Below are 15,070 nucleotides of genomic sequence, written 5' to 3' on the forward strand. Positions count from 1 at the left end.
GTACTTACGTGAATTCCTCACTTCCAACAGCGATCTGCGAACTTTAAGAATTGCTGCCAATCGTATTCTTTAATGTCATGTGTACCGGAGCGAATATGATACCCCATTCCTTCTTTAAAAACTGGACTATCTACATGAGGAAATTGAGTATTTTTGAAGCCTTCCATTTCAAATAAATTGTAAACCGAAGACGCATGCTTTAAAGATAGAAACTCGCCTTCGGAATCAGATCCTGGATCTCCTTCTGCACTGCCAACGTAAATAGGTCTTGGTGCGACTAACGCAAGAACCATATGTTGATCAAAAGGTAAATTTTCTTCATGTTCATTAAATTGACTAAAACTTTTACTGAACCAATGCCGATTTCCTTTGTTAAGTCGCGCAAGGTTTTCACCTACTTTTCTTTTAGATAGTGCCGCGCCTCCACCACCAGATTCGTTACTTATGACCATCCCAAAACGCTCATCGTTCGCACCGGCCCAGATCGCTGCTTTTCCCATTCTTGAAAAGCCGAAAATACCGATTTTGGTTTCATCAATATCGTTATCTATTTCAAAATAATCCATACACCTACTTAATCCCCACGCCCATGCTCCCATGGTACTAAAATTATCATCACGACTCTGTAATTTTGGATACAATGCATGAATTCCGTTTTTAAAATCATCATAGTAATCAGGATCAAGATCGCCTGCATAAACGGTGGCAACTCCATATCCTTTGTCCAGTATCATTTCTATAGGCCACCTGCTAGAAACCGCACCCCGAGATCTTTCAGTTGGATGATTTTTTTCTGAACCTCCAGCACCTATCCAAACCCATTTATCAGAAAGGCGAATCGCAAGATCTTTATTAATGGCGTGATTTCCTTGGAAATTCAATCCTAAAAATACCGGTACAGACTTATTCATATTTTTAGGTAGATAGATTAATAAATCTAGTAAATGGTAATCGGTTTTCCCTGAAATATAAACAGCCACCTGTTTTCGAATAGCCTTACCTTTCAATGCATTTTCTGATTGATCAAAAAGTACAAATTTGAGTTTACCAGGAGCTTCGGGTGAGGTTCCGTACATTAAATTTTTCACCATTTCTAGGATTTCTGGTCGTCGTATATTTTCCCATTTTTCAACATTATTTATTTTAGTGCCGTTTTCTGATAGTAGCGGGTCAGGCAGTTTTAGTCCATTAGACTTTTTATTTTGGGCAGTTATGTTGAAAATAGCGCCTAAAAAAAGTACTGTTAAAAAAAGCATTCTCATATCAAACCCTTTCCTTCTAGTTTTTTCTTAAGACTATAATATTTCTGAAGATCAATCTTATCTTGGGACCTTTTTTCTTTTTTCCTTATACTCTTCGGTTCAGAATTTTTAAGGATATCTTTTACCGTCACCTTAATTTCTTCATCTAATCCTAACGTGGTATCTAGCCAATGAAGATTTTCGTCATTTTCCGTATTTAGTCCTCCAAAATGAATATCTATTATATTATTATGTTTTGTTAAGATAACAGTTAAAACACCTTTATTCAAAGCCGCGTTGAAAACTTCGCCTTTTACTTTTAATTCAAAACCTATCATACTATTTTATAATTCAATATTTATACTTCTAATAAAGAGGGATTTATCCCGCCTTCCTTACTTGAAATGTAAGCCGCTTCTACTGCAGCCATGGTATGAATACAATCCTGGACACTATTATCAGGTATATATTCTAGAATCTGTCGCGCTGTAATCATTTCTTGCATGGAACCTATAAATGCATGGGGAAACCAAGTTCCTTCAACTGGTTCATCCTGCCAATCTTTATGCTTATCGAATAAAATATATTCGAATCTATCCTTACTTCCATTTGGATAATTTTTGAGTACGCCAATTTCAATTCTCACAGCTCCCCTTGTTCCTTCAATTTTAATGAAAGATCGTTGATATTTTTGAGCATAACCATGATTGTGATTTGTCAAAATATTCGCTCTTTTGTACGCTCCATAATCCATTATGATACTGGAACGAACCTGAGCTAATTCCTTACTTTCTGGATGTTTAATGGACTTAGCATATACTTTTTTCGGATCGCCCATAAATGATCTAACCAAATCTATATAATGAATACTATGATATAGAATTTCCATTCTAGGTAAGGATTTTAGAAAATCCCATAAATGCCATGGGGTAAATACATTTACATTAATTTCGATATCATGAATTTCTCCAAGTTTTCCATCGTTTATCAATGCTCTTGCTTTACTTATATAAGGTGCATAACGTAACTGAAAGTTAATTCCGGCTTTTAAATTTTTTCTTCGGCATAGTTCCAAGATTTTTTTAGCCATCTTCAAGTCTTCACCCATAGGCTTTTGAATAAGTATTACTGAATTATTTGGGATTTGCTCTAAAATTCCAAGAATTTCCTTTCCAGGAACAGCCAGGTCAAAAATTGACCTATCATCAAAATCTTTAATTGCATCAGTAACACTCTCATAAACAGTACTAATCTCAAATTCTTCTGCAAGTTTTTGAGCCTTAGTAATATCTATATCGAAAATTCCTTTCACCTTATATCCTGCAATTTTATATGCAGGTAAGTGTGCATCCTTCACAATACCACCGCCCCCTATGCTAATGATTTCAATTGCTTTTTGTCTCATGTCGCGTTTGAATTTCCTACAGTTAATGAAAATACTGCGAATAATAGCACCAAAATAGCCAACGCTAAAACAAAAATAGTTTTCTTTCTAGCATGCGTCCATTCTTTTAAAGCAAGCCCTGCAACCATACTAAACAATACAAGCATAATCATGTGTATAGCCCAACTAGTAAATTTATATTGTCCCATCCTAACATGACCTAGTCCATAAAAAAAGAATTGAGAATACCACAAAAAACCGGTAATAGCTGCTAAAATATAATTGAGGTTTAATTGTGGTGATTTTGAAAGCCGATACTCTCTCCAAGTTTTGTTTTTATTATGCAAAAAAATACAATATACCGCGGTTGTGATAAAAGCACCTGTATTAGAAAATATGTAAACTACATTAGTCTGAAAAGTTCCCGCACCATGCTCAAAGGCTATATCTGCTATAGGTTCACCCTGATCTATTGCAAAGCCATAAAGAGCAGATAAAACTCCTGCAAGAATACATAATGGTAAACCCTTCGCCACTGAAAATGTTGTGCCTTTATTTCCATTAATTCTTGAAAGGTCTATTTCTTTGAATCTACCAGCAACACCACAAAATGCAATTCCTAATATTCCCGAAAGCATTCCCATAATAATCCATTGGGAACCTGATTGGGACAGAACCTCTCCCAGTTCTCCCTTCACTAATGGCGGTAACAAAGTTCCAATCACACAAGAAAGCCCTATGGAGATTGCGTAAGTAAGTGAAAAACCAATGTATTTTATTGCTAATCCAAATGCGGTACCTCCAATGCCGTATGCTAATCCCAGTGCAAAGGCTTTCCACATAGCATCTTTAGGTGCTTCCTGCAATACTTGTAGTAATTCTGGAATTGTTATCCAAGCAACCAAAATTGGAAGTAGGAACCAACAAATAAAAGCCTGTGCTAACCAATATGTTTGCCATGACCAATTAACAACTTTCTTCTGTGGTGTATAGCATAAGGCTGCAAAAGCAGCTCCTACGGCATGAAAGGCTATTCCTCCTACTACACTCATACATTTATAATTTTTAAATTATAGAAAGAATTAGGATTATTAAGGTAAATCATCTGCTGTTCTTCTTTGTTTAAAATATCATTTAGGGTTTCTTCATATTGCTTCCAGGTATAAGAATAGTTTCCGGCTAGTAATGAAACTGGCCAGTCTCCACCCACCATACATCTATTAATACTGAAGTGGTCAATAATGAATTCAATATAGTCTGAAATATCTGTTTTACTCCAAGTATTCAGTTTACCTGAAGTAGTACCCAAACCAGAAATTTTCATATGAAATTGAGGATTTTTAGCTGCCTCTTTCATTAGTATTCCCCACGCTCCGAATTTCAATTGATCTTGAATGGGAGGCTGATTTAAATGATCAAATACCATTTTTAATTTGGGCACTTTTTTGCTAACTTTCATTGCCACTTCAATATGCTTTGGAATTACTCCCACAATATCAAAGGGTAAACCATACTTAGCAAGAATCTTCAAACTCTCGATAACTTTATTTTGAAGTAACCATTCGGGATCATTTTCATTATGAATAAGATGCCGTACACCTTTAAAAAAAGAATTGTGCAAATAGATATCTTCAAGGGATCTTCTGCATTTTTCTGGATTATCAAGTGGAAGCCACCCTACAACTCCTTTAATCCAATCGGTATCTTCAGCAACCTTCAACATCCAATCTGTATCCTCAAAATTATTTGCCGCTTGCACTAACACCCCATATTTCACATTAGTTTTGAATCTTTCAATTTCTAATTGTTCCAGTGAATAAGTTTGATTCAGAATTGAAGCATCTCCCTTCAGCCATTTATATTCTGCTTTTTGTAAATCCCAAATATGAATATGTGTGTCGATAATGTTCATTCGCTATGGCTATAGATTAAATTCTCTGGCAATTGAATCATTGTGCTCTCCAAGAAATGGTGCGCCAACTTCAGAATTTAGTTTTTTACCATTAATTTTAATGGGGCAGCGTGTTGTTCTTATAGTCTCGCCTTTACTGGTCTTCACACTCATTTCCATATCCAATAATTTATAACCTTCTTCCTGCCTCAATTCTTCCATACTAAACACCTTTGCACACCAGACATCTGCTGGTTCCAGAATATTTAGCCAATGTTGAGTAGTATTAATTTTTAGATGATTCGCTAGAACCGCTTTTATCACATCTCGCTTTATAAACCACTGTTTAGAATCACTGAATTTCCCCAGCTCTATACAGTCTAAGAGCTCAGCCAGTTTTGGAATACTACCCATAGCAAGCGCTAAATATCCATTCTTGGTTTTATACACTCCGTAAGGCGCTCCAACATAGGAATGCGCATGATTTTTTTCACTTCTTTCTGGTAGCTCCTCACCATCATTAAGGAAAGTGGTAAAGACTTCAAATTGGAAGTCCAGTGCAGATTCTAGCATACTAACCTGAACAAGACTTCCGTTTCCAGTGTTATCCAGTTTTACCAATGCTGCGAGAATACCCTGAGCCAGATGTGTTCCAGCAAGAATATCAACTACGCTTATTCCCATAGGTGTAGGCAATTTTGTGCTTTCCCCATTTAAATATGGTAAACCGGTAAGTGATTGTAAAAGCAGATCCTGACCAGGTAATTTTTTCCATTCTCCTTCATCGCCATAACCACTAATGGAAGCATATATGATCTTTGAATTAATTTGCTGTACCTTTTCGTAAGAAAATCCTAGTCTTTCCATAACTCCAGGCCTAAAATTGTGCATAAGCACATCTGCATTTTTGATTAATTTTGAAACCCTATTTTTATCCTTCTCATCTTTTAAGTCTGCAGCAAAACTTTCTTTATTTCTATTTATAGTGTGAAATAAAGTAGATTCATTAGCTATTTTAATTTCTGAAACATAAAGTTGTCTACAAATATCACCTGAACCTTTTTTCTCAATTTTAATGACACGCGCACCAAAATCGGATAAACGTAGACTAGCAGAAGGTCCCGAAAGAAACTGCGAGAAATCTATAACTGTTATTCCTTCCAGTAACTTCATGAATGCTCCGGATTTAAATTGAATTCTTTTTTAATAACTTCATTATCTGCACCTAAATCTGGCGCGGGAACAGATCCCCACATAATCTCACCATTTATTCGAATTGGGCATCGATTAGTCTTAAAGCTTTGGTTTATCGAAATTTGAATTTCTTGTTCCAGTTTTAAAAATTCATAGGATTGAGAATTTTTAAGCTCTTTCCAATTTTTGAGAGATGTGGCCCAAAGACCTTTAGCTAGTAATTTTTCTATCCAAAATTTTGAAGAGTTCTCTTTAATCAAATCGACAAGAATTGATTTGATCTCATCTCGTTTTGAAAAAACCATAGATTGATCGTATTCATTCAGCAGATCAGACTGGATAATTTCTTTTAAATCCTGCAACGGAATCATTGCAAGAGCAATATACCCATCTTTGGTTTTGTATATTCCATAAGGCGCTCCAAGTAAAGCATGTGCATTGTTCACCAAAGATCTTTTAGGAAGCTTACCACTGGCAAAGTAAGTGGTGAAAATTTCAAATTGAAAATCGATAAGGGACTCCAGCAAACTCACTTCTATTTTAATCGCTTTTTTCTTTCGATTTTTATAAACCAAAGCAGCAAGTATAGCCTGAACAACTTGCGCTCCGCATAAAATGTCGCCTATCGCCAGTCCAAAAGGTGTCGGAGCATCATCTCTATCTCCGCTAGCGTACATAAGTCCACTCATAGCCTGTACCAATAAATCCTGTCCGGGTTTTTTTCCCCAAGGACCAACTTTTCCATAACCGCTTATTTCCGCATAAACCAATTCAGGATTACATTCTTTAGCTTGGTCAAAGTCTAAACCCAACTTTTTCATTACTCCTGGTCGAAAATTATGGATTATAACATCAGCTTCTTCTATCAATTTTCTAATATTATCTAATTCTTCTACCGATTTTAAATTTGCAGTGTAGCTTTCCTTATTTCTGTTTATAGTGTGAAAAAGCAAAGAATTATTTTTAACCCATTGATCTTTAATTGGTAAAATTCGGCATAAATCACCTTTGCCGGGATTTTCTATTTTAATCACTCTTGCTCCAAGATCAGCAAGCCGGAGACCAGCTGAAGGCCCCGCAAGATACTGGCAAAACTCCAGTACCAAAATTCCCTTTAAAGGTTTATTATTGGTTTTATTTTTCATTTTTCATTTTCAGGCTTTCCTCATAAATACTATTCATTTCAATAAAGGCATCCTTCATTTTTTTCTCTCCTTTCAAAAATTGCTGTAAGGGATCACCAGCATGATCCTGAAAATGTAGATACCCGTTATATCTTGGCCGCAAATAGGAATTATCCAGAGACTTTAAGGAGTCTTGAAAACAGTTATTACTGATCGAATTATTGGTTTCATCAAGCCAGGCTTTCCGATGACCAGGCTGGCCTCCATGTAATACAAATTCAGTTGACTGGTATCTTTCTGAGGCTACCATTTGAGCAAATTTCAAAGCTTCCTTTTTATGCTCGCTGAATTCTGAAACCGATAAACCGGTTCCTCCTAATGTACTTCTTAATTTTTTTCCATTAAAGCTTACAAGGTCACCGTAATGTAGCTGATATTTCGCATAACCCCTGTGTGTGTAATTTGCATATCCATAAGCAAAAGGGCAATACCAGAAATCATTTCCGGAAGTCATCATCTCTGCAACCTTAATGGGATTTGCCTGAAACATTTTGCCATCAAGCAAACTGTAAAACTCTTTCATTCTTTCCATTACAAGGAAAGCTGATTTTTCGCGAACAATTAATTCTTCAGATTGAAATGGCATCTCACCGTGAGCCTGGCAAAACATGTAGAAATTCATCAATAGATCAATTGGAATAGCGGGGGCGGCAACTTTCCCTTTTCTAGCCAGATCCAAAACCTGCTCCCAGGTTTTAGGAATTTCGGCATCATTTTTATGAAGTAAATCAGTTCTGAAACTTGGTACCGGAGCAGCAGCATCAATTGCCAGTGCCCACTGATGTCCTCCAAAATTATAGCTGTCATGAGATCCTCCAACTTGGTTTTCCTGCTGATTCTTAATAAATTCTTCTGGTAAGTGTTCTTCAAGCGGTAATACACAATGTGTTTTCGCAGCACATCCTACCCAGGGATGATCAATAACCAAAAGATCGTAACTTTTTGTAAGCTCTTCAATTGGATAATCGGCAAATTCCTGCAATGTACGTTGCCTCCATTCAATATGAACATCGGGATACATTTCTCTGAAGCGTTGCGCACATGCCTGTAAAGGAACAAGTCCGCGTGTATGTCCCCAGGTTATTCCTTTCAATATTTTTGGAGAATCAGCCATTAGCCTTCTTTCTTTTCGGTTAACAATAAGTGTTCACAAAACATCACTAGCTCATCGTACTGATTAAAAACCTCTACTTTCTCAGTCACAATACCATATTGTGGTTTTTTATGATCTTTTTTATTAGAAATACTAATTTTTACACGGATAGTATCCCCTATAAAGACAGGATGGGTAAACCGGAGCCTTTCATAACCATAGGTCATTGCAACTTCATTAATCACATTGGCCGCCATGCCGATAGCTACTGAGAAGATCAAGGTACCGTGTGCGATTCGCTTTTTGAAAGTTTGTGTTTTACACCATTCTTTATCCATATGATGCGGGAAAAAATCACCTGTTTGTCCAGCATGCATCACAATATCGGTTTCGGTTATGGTGCGACCAATCGTTGTTCGCTCTTCACCGATTTCAAATTCTTGGTAATATTTCTGTATAAACATATATTTTAGATAGCTTTATAGCTGATTTTGTATTCTTTATCTGGATTTATAATTACTTCATATTCATCATTTCCAAGATTGGTAATTTTAGCTGTCCCTTTTGGTTTTGATTTGCTTGTAAAAATCAAATTTCCTTCTCCTTTAACTCCCGTTACCCGAATTTCCTTTTTACTTACATAAATTTCAATATCTCCATTGGGAGTAGGCACTTTTCCTTCTATCCAATCGAGTCCGCCAAGATTTGGCCTAATTTCATATTGCGTATAACCTGCAGCAGTTGGCTTGATCCCTAAATAATATTTACCGAAGAGATAAATAGGACTGGCGCCCCAGGCATGGCACAAACTTTTCCCGTAAGGCCGTCCGTACATCGATAAATGTTCGTCTCCTTCATCTGAAGGATCATACTTTTCCCAAAATGAAGTAGCTCCCAATTCCAGCATACCTCCCCAATAATCTCTAATTTCTTCCAGCACATATTCCTGTTCGCCTATCGCACAAAGAGCCTCTAATTCGTAAAAACGCATATACGGAGTGGTTATCTCCAGAATATCATCATTCAACAAAACCTTTTCTTTTACACTTTGCTTTTGATCTTCATTAAAGTAATTAAAAAATATACCAAACATATTAGCGTAACGCGTAACCGTCTCTTGCATTTCCCCATTTATACGCTGGTGCTTCATGACTTGGTTTTCTTCATCCCAGAAAACATCAAACAGCTTTTCCTGCATTTGTTTAGCCAAATTTTCATATCGCTTTTGATCATTTTTATCCCCAGCAATTTCAGCACTTTTTGACATTGCCTGAAGACTTCGCGCAAGTAACATTTGTTCAAAACTTACTTCACCTGTTTTCGGCAAACCATCAGCCCAATCGATAAAAACCCAGTCACCTTCTAAAGGCTCCAAGAACCCGGATTTATTACGTCTACCTAGAACAAATTCCATAAGACTTTTCATTCTTGGATAGAACTGTTCAATAAAACTTATATCACCGGTATAGAGATAATAATCATATATGCCCACAAACCAATACAGTGAATAATCCATAATGGTATTGATATGCGCCGTTATTGGTTCCTTTCCTCTTAATGCAAGCAGTGTTCTTTCTACGGAATTATTATCGAAGAACAGGTAGTAGTTCATCAAATAACTCTGGTAAGCGTCTCCAGACCAGATCCAACGATCTCTTTTAATACCATCGATAAAAAATTCTCTTGAAGTAAGATGCATAGTGTAAGCCGAAACATCCCAGATTTCATTAAGCAACCCATCTGAAGAATTGAATTTCCCACGATAATCAAGTGGAAGATATTCATATAGCATAGAAATGGAGTCGTATTTTATGGAAGGATCGGCCTGTACCTGCACATATCGAAAAGCTTTTGATTCATCGTGAGTATATTCTAAAGCCTGGCTTCCGTTGAATTTTATATAATCAAGAGTTTCACATTTTGCTGGGTCTAAAGCTTCTTCGCGAGATTCACCGTAATATAAAGCTAACCTTCCTTCACCTTTAATTCCGTGTATTTTTATGTATCCAAAAGTTTCCTTACCAAAATCAACCAATTCTCCATCACCAATAGGTTCTATTGTCTTCGCATTCCAGGGTTCTGTTTCAAGCCTAAAATCTGAAGGCTTTTCAACTGGCGAATTGAACTTCCAAGATCCCACCGGTTTCCAAGGTGTTCCTGATTGCTGTGCGTTACCTTTCTCATCAATCCATAATTTATCCTCATTAGTAACGATCCAGGATTCATCTGAATTAATATATTTTCCCTGTATATAAATAGACGGTAAAAATTCCTGATTATAAACTTTAAGCGAAATAGTGTGTTTCCCTGCTTCTATCGTGACAGATTTTGGCTGACCATAAATTTGTTTACCGTCAATCAATAACTGAAAAGAACCTTCTGAATAAATAGTAACCTCATCTTCTTCCGGTAAATTGACATCTGTTTGAAAAGTGACGAGAGGAAACGGACTGTAATAGCGCCAAAGTGGCGGAAATACCGCTTCCCGCTCTGTCCGACGTACTTGCATCTTATTGCTCAGCCATATTTCAAAATCACCAGGATACCAAATCCAGGTTGCACTACTTTCCCCTATATTCTCTTCCTGGGAAATGGCGATATTGCAACTACAAAGAGATATTATTAGAATTGCGGCAATTTTTATAAAGGAGTATTTCAATGATTTCATGAACTAATAGGCCTAAGTTATATTTTAAATATCTCTAATATTTATTATGAATTTATCCTGTACCTCCCTGTTTTTCTTTTTTAATTAGAACCCTGAAATAACCAGTCTACCGATTTTTTACCTACAAGACCCGCATCCCTGCTATTTATTTTTTGCCCTGCCGAGATAAATCCAAGTATTAACACTCTTCCTCTATCCAATTGAAGTTCATTTTTACCAGTCTCGAATTGATAGGTATGTATATTTATTTTGGGATAATCATCCAACTTCAAAGCATTAGCAATTGTAATATCAGCCTGTCCCCTAGTATTACCCGCTGCATTATTTTCTAAGGTAGGAGCTATTAGATTTTCTTTATCCGTGGCATCTTCAAAAAATCCTACCACCACTTTCACAGGTTTTGAGTTTTCAAACTTGAGAATTGTTCCATTTGCTATCTGATTCTTCTCCTTAAATTTTACGCCGGTTAGTTTTGAAATTTCAGGAGCAGTTTTAATAATTTGCGCACTCATTTTATCGTATACAAGACTTCCCACTGCGACCGAATAAGTTTCCTGCCCCGAGAGAATTTCAACTTCAGCAGGTGTCCATGCTTTAACTTTTTCGTCCTGTGAATCAGATTTTACTGAAGAGTCAATATTATTTAAATTTTTTCTAAAATTTTCTAATTCCTGTTCGTAAAGCGGTAACATTTCAGACCACAGCTTATATTTTCCATCATCCCCACCAATAGGAATCCGCCTCATGGAGGTTTGCATACTATTAGCATAAAAATAATTTCCCTCGGTCAATTCAACCAGTTTACGATAGTGTTTCAAACTGTTTTCCAGATGAGGAATTGCTTTTAAAAGAGCATCTTTCTCTCCCGAATGATCATATCTTAATACAAGCATGGCTGCTCTTACTTTTTCTGTAAAGAAATCTGCAAATGCCTTATAGGCATGAATATCATTCTGAAGTCGAATGAATTCTTCTTTATTTATACTTACATTCGGTTCTGCCTTATCTATAGCCTCAACAGCTTTTTTACCATGGGCTTCAATTTCCTGAATAATTTGTAGGGGCGTTTCTCCAATGTGTGGTTCATTGTTAAATTCTTTTTCGGCGTATTCAATCAGAATTTCTCCTTCTGGCCCGGTGGATTCATAAAATCCCGGATAAACGCGCCACTTATATGGATTAGCCAACTGACTCATAAACATGCCTAGTAATAAGGTTTGCCTGTTTCCTTCAGTGATTCCAAATCTCCTCAGAGTTTTAGGAGCAATTTCCCCTGTCTCCTCATAAGCCGTTAGAATTTGTTCAGAGACAGCCCGATCAGTGCCATACTTTTTAGAAAATTCGTCGCTCCAGAATTTAATTTCTTCATTTCTTTCTCTTTCTTTTTGCCAGGCATACCTTCCCCAGGCGCTGTACCAGATCCAATCTCGATCCATTTCCAGTAAACGGGGTGCCGTATTATCTGCGGTATATGGCCAGTCCCAATAAGAAGCTTGAGGATATAGATGCAAGGCATTTGCTCCGTGAATTTCATGCATAGCTTTAACTGTCTTTTGAATAAAATTAGGAGAACCAAAACGAAATGGCTCCAGATTTGCAAGGATATGAACGTTTGAAATATGTACCGAAGCCAGATTACTTAAATCCTGATGGATTTTTGTCCAAGGACCTCGTGGTTCATAAGTAGTTAAAGACTCACCAGTATACTTATGTGTGGTATAGAGATTTTTATACAAGGGAAACGCAGCCTGCACAACCTTTGGAGCATCAGTATCGTGCGCTCTCAAAATGATTGGTGGTTCATCTTCTCTTCCCAGTCTTTGCATGCCATCCTTCACGCCGGGAATAATTGTATTTGTAAACCAGTTTATATCATTTTCAATGCCGCTAATAGCTTCTCCCAGTGCGACCAGAAGCCCAACATTAGGATATTTCTCTATAAAAGCCGCTATTGATTTTCGAGTATAATCTTCCAGTAAAGGAGTAATTTCACGTCCTCTATCCTGAGTAGAGATATTATGATGTTCTGCAAAAGGTTTGGAAACGATAATATTGTAGAACATTTGAATTATCCAAATTCCGCGTTTATCAGCTTCTGTTGTTAGAAATTCGAATATTTCTTCGTTTTTTCTGAAAGTTTCTTCATCTACCTCAAGTGCATAGGGATAATCTTCTAATTTCACTAAGGATGCAAATGGATGTCCGTTCCATAAATACAGAGAATTATATCGATTTTTAACCAGCATATCCAAATATTTTATCCATAGTTCCTTATCGTAAAACCAGGGGAAATTATTTGGAGAATATGGATATTCATAGACATGTCTATCTGGAAGAATATTCATTTTTTGCATTCCTATAGCAGTTCCTCGCAAAACCATCTCCGGCTGATCACTAAAATCTAGATTTTTCGGTAATTTTTCTTCAGATTTGATTCTATCGGCAAGCTCCAATGCTCCATAAAGTGCACCGGACTCGTCATTCCCAATGACATATATTCTATTGCCTTCAGAAGAAATTCTGAAGGCTTCCTTTGAATTGGTAATTTTAGGCTGATAACTTTCGAAATTATGTTTTATAAACCAATCGGAATCTTTTTCAGCCACAATGATTAATCTTTTAGATTCTGAATTATCATTTCGCACATCTTCAAGGAATCGAATATCTTCTCCAATACGATCCAGTTCCAGCATCAACCGTTCTGAACCAAAATTTATTCTTGGTGATTCTTTATCAAATGAAATTGCAATCTGAGCATTCAGTTGCATTGAAAAAATGATTAAGAATGTACTGAAAATTGTTTTCATTAGCGCTTTTTAATTTCCGTTGAAGAATATATAAAGACCTATCATTACGATAAATAAGGCCGCCCACATCACTTTAGCTGAAGGTTTCAATTTTGATAATTCCCCATAGTCGAGCGTACTTACATATTGGTTTTTCGATTTTTCGTTAAGCGAAAGAATCACAATTAGTACAGAAAGAAATACGAAAATGTAAAAAGAAAGCAATAGAAAATGTGGCCAAAAATCATAATCTGCTGCTGGGAAAACCCACAAATAGAAGACGCCTACGCCCATGCTCAGAATGGTTCCTAAAATAAGAATGACATTTACGGCGCGGGTGGTTGTTTTTTTCCAAAGCACACCGAAAAGGAAAACTACGGACATTGGGGGAGCAATAAATCCTAAAATTGATTGAAAAACATCGAATAAATTTAAGCCTTTAATACTATTAATAGCAAGTGTGATAAAAATGGCTAATAATGCCCCCACTACAGTTACCGCTCTTCCTATTTTAACTATCCTCTTCTGAGATGCTTCAGGTTTAAATTTCTTTACATAAATATCGATCGTAAAAACTGTGCTTAATGCGTTTAGAGCAGAATCTATTGTACTAACTAATGCGGCTATTAAAACTGCCATCACAAGACCCGTCATTCCTACAGGGAACATTTTAGTGACCATAGTCATATAGGCTTCATCTGGATTTTGCAAGTCAGGATAAAGAATAAAACAAATTACTCCTGGAAGAATAAATAACGGAACATCCAGTATTTTAAGCCAACCGGTGAAATTGGCTCCTAGCTGTCCCTGTTTAATATTTTTCGCTCCCAAAACCGATTGCACCATGGATTGATCTGTGCACCAAAACCACACTCCCATTACTGGATAGCCCAATATAATTGCAATCCAAGGATAGTTTGGGTCATCCGCAGGAAGAAAAAGATTCCAATATTCTGAAGGTGTTTCAGATATTAATGTCTCAATACCTCCAATCTTATAAATTCCAGTTATCGTAAGAGCCAAAGAAACTACGATGAGTAAAATCATTTGGAATACATTAGTAGCTGCTATAGCCTTTAGTCCGCCAGCGATAGTAAAAAAAGAAGCTATGATGATTAAAACGATAATGGAGAGCCACATGGGAATTCCTAAAATCTGTTGAATAAGAATACCTCCTGCAAAAAGTGTAAGAGATAGCCAGCTAATTAATACCGTTACGATCGTATACCAGGCCAAAATATTTTGCGTGGAATCACCAAAGCGTTTACCCATAAACTCAGGTAAAGTCTGCGTTTTAGCTCCTAGATAACGTGGAGCAAATACAACTGCAAGTAAAAAAATGAAAATGAAAGCATACCAGGCAAAATTTCCCGCTACGATACCTGTGGTATAGCCAATACTAGCGGAAGCTATCAACATTGAAGGCCCAACGTTAGTTCCCCACATGGTAAAACCAATACTAGTCCAATTAAGGGAATTACCTGCTAAAAATAGATTCTCGTCTACATCTTTTTTATCTCTAAAGCTGGCCCAGTAACCTATCCCTACAAGAATTAAAATATATACACCCACAACGATAAAATCAGTTATGGTCAATAAGTCATGAATTTCCATAAATAATCTTAAAAT

At 36.6% G+C, this 15,070-nt stretch carries 12 protein-coding genes; all 12 read right to left on the bottom strand.

From position 1 onward, the window contains the following. Window positions 1-17: 17 nt before the first annotated feature. Window positions 18-1,262 carry a glucuronyl esterase domain-containing protein gene (locus tag QWY91_RS08135; RefSeq protein ID WP_290233579.1) on the bottom strand — a complete coding sequence of 415 codons (1,245 nt, stop codon included), beginning with the start codon at window positions 1,260-1,262 and terminating at the stop codon, window positions 18-20. Then, window positions 1,259-1,579 carry a hypothetical protein gene (locus QWY91_RS08140; protein WP_290233581.1) on the bottom strand — a complete coding sequence of 107 codons (321 nt, stop codon included), beginning with the start codon at window positions 1,577-1,579 and terminating at the stop codon, window positions 1,259-1,261. Before QWY91_RS08140 ends, QWY91_RS08135 begins: the two co-directional genes overlap by 4 nt. Before the next feature lie 20 nt (window positions 1,580-1,599). Continuing rightward, window positions 1,600-2,646, bottom strand: coding sequence for a Gfo/Idh/MocA family protein (locus QWY91_RS08145; RefSeq protein WP_290233582.1), 1,047 nt, complete (start codon window positions 2,644-2,646; stop codon window positions 1,600-1,602). Beyond that, complete coding sequence (locus QWY91_RS08150) at window positions 2,643-3,677, bottom strand: L-rhamnose/proton symporter RhaT (protein ID WP_290233585.1); 1,035 nt, start codon at window positions 3,675-3,677, stop codon at window positions 2,643-2,645. Before QWY91_RS08150 ends, QWY91_RS08145 begins: the two co-directional genes overlap by 4 nt. Continuing rightward, the gene (locus QWY91_RS08155) at window positions 3,674-4,537 is read right to left on the bottom strand and encodes an amidohydrolase family protein (protein ID WP_290233588.1); all 864 of its coding nucleotides are present in this window, start codon (window positions 4,535-4,537) and stop codon (window positions 3,674-3,676) included. Before QWY91_RS08155 ends, QWY91_RS08150 begins: the two co-directional genes overlap by 4 nt. A 9-nt stretch (window positions 4,538-4,546) precedes the next feature. Then, window positions 4,547-5,689 carry a CaiB/BaiF CoA transferase family protein gene (locus QWY91_RS08160; protein WP_290233590.1) on the bottom strand — a complete coding sequence of 381 codons (1,143 nt, stop codon included), beginning with the start codon at window positions 5,687-5,689 and terminating at the stop codon, window positions 4,547-4,549. Next, the gene (locus QWY91_RS08165) at window positions 5,686-6,855 is read right to left on the bottom strand and encodes a CaiB/BaiF CoA transferase family protein (protein WP_290233593.1); all 1,170 of its coding nucleotides are present in this window, start codon (window positions 6,853-6,855) and stop codon (window positions 5,686-5,688) included. Before QWY91_RS08165 ends, QWY91_RS08160 begins: the two co-directional genes overlap by 4 nt. Further along, entirely contained in the window at window positions 6,845-8,008 is a 1,164-nt protein-coding gene (locus QWY91_RS08170) for an ABC transporter substrate-binding protein (RefSeq protein ID WP_290233596.1), read from the bottom strand. Before QWY91_RS08170 ends, QWY91_RS08165 begins: the two co-directional genes overlap by 11 nt. After that, window positions 8,008-8,451: a MaoC/PaaZ C-terminal domain-containing protein gene (locus QWY91_RS08175; protein WP_290233598.1), complete on the bottom strand. Its 444-nt coding sequence runs from the start codon at window positions 8,449-8,451 to the stop codon at window positions 8,008-8,010. The genes QWY91_RS08170 and QWY91_RS08175 overlap by 1 nt, the downstream gene beginning before the upstream one ends. 5 nt (window positions 8,452-8,456) lie before the next feature. Beyond that, window positions 8,457-10,655, bottom strand: coding sequence for an alpha-L-rhamnosidase-related protein (locus QWY91_RS08180; RefSeq protein WP_290233601.1), 2,199 nt, complete (start codon window positions 10,653-10,655; stop codon window positions 8,457-8,459). An 80-nt stretch (window positions 10,656-10,735) separates the two neighbouring features. Then, complete coding sequence (locus QWY91_RS08185; RefSeq protein ID WP_290233602.1) at window positions 10,736-13,462, bottom strand: alpha-d-galacturonidase; 2,727 nt, start codon at window positions 13,460-13,462, stop codon at window positions 10,736-10,738. A 9-nt stretch (window positions 13,463-13,471) separates the two neighbouring features. Then, on the bottom strand, window positions 13,472-15,055 hold the full coding sequence (locus tag QWY91_RS08190; protein ID WP_290233606.1) for a sodium:solute symporter: 1,584 nt from the start codon (window positions 15,053-15,055) through the stop codon (window positions 13,472-13,474). Window positions 15,056-15,070 lie beyond the last annotated feature (15 nt).

It is taken from the genome of Zunongwangia endophytica, from assembly GCF_030409505.1.
In the GTDB taxonomy this organism is placed as follows: Bacteria; Bacteroidota; Bacteroidia; order Flavobacteriales; family Flavobacteriaceae; genus Zunongwangia; species Zunongwangia endophytica.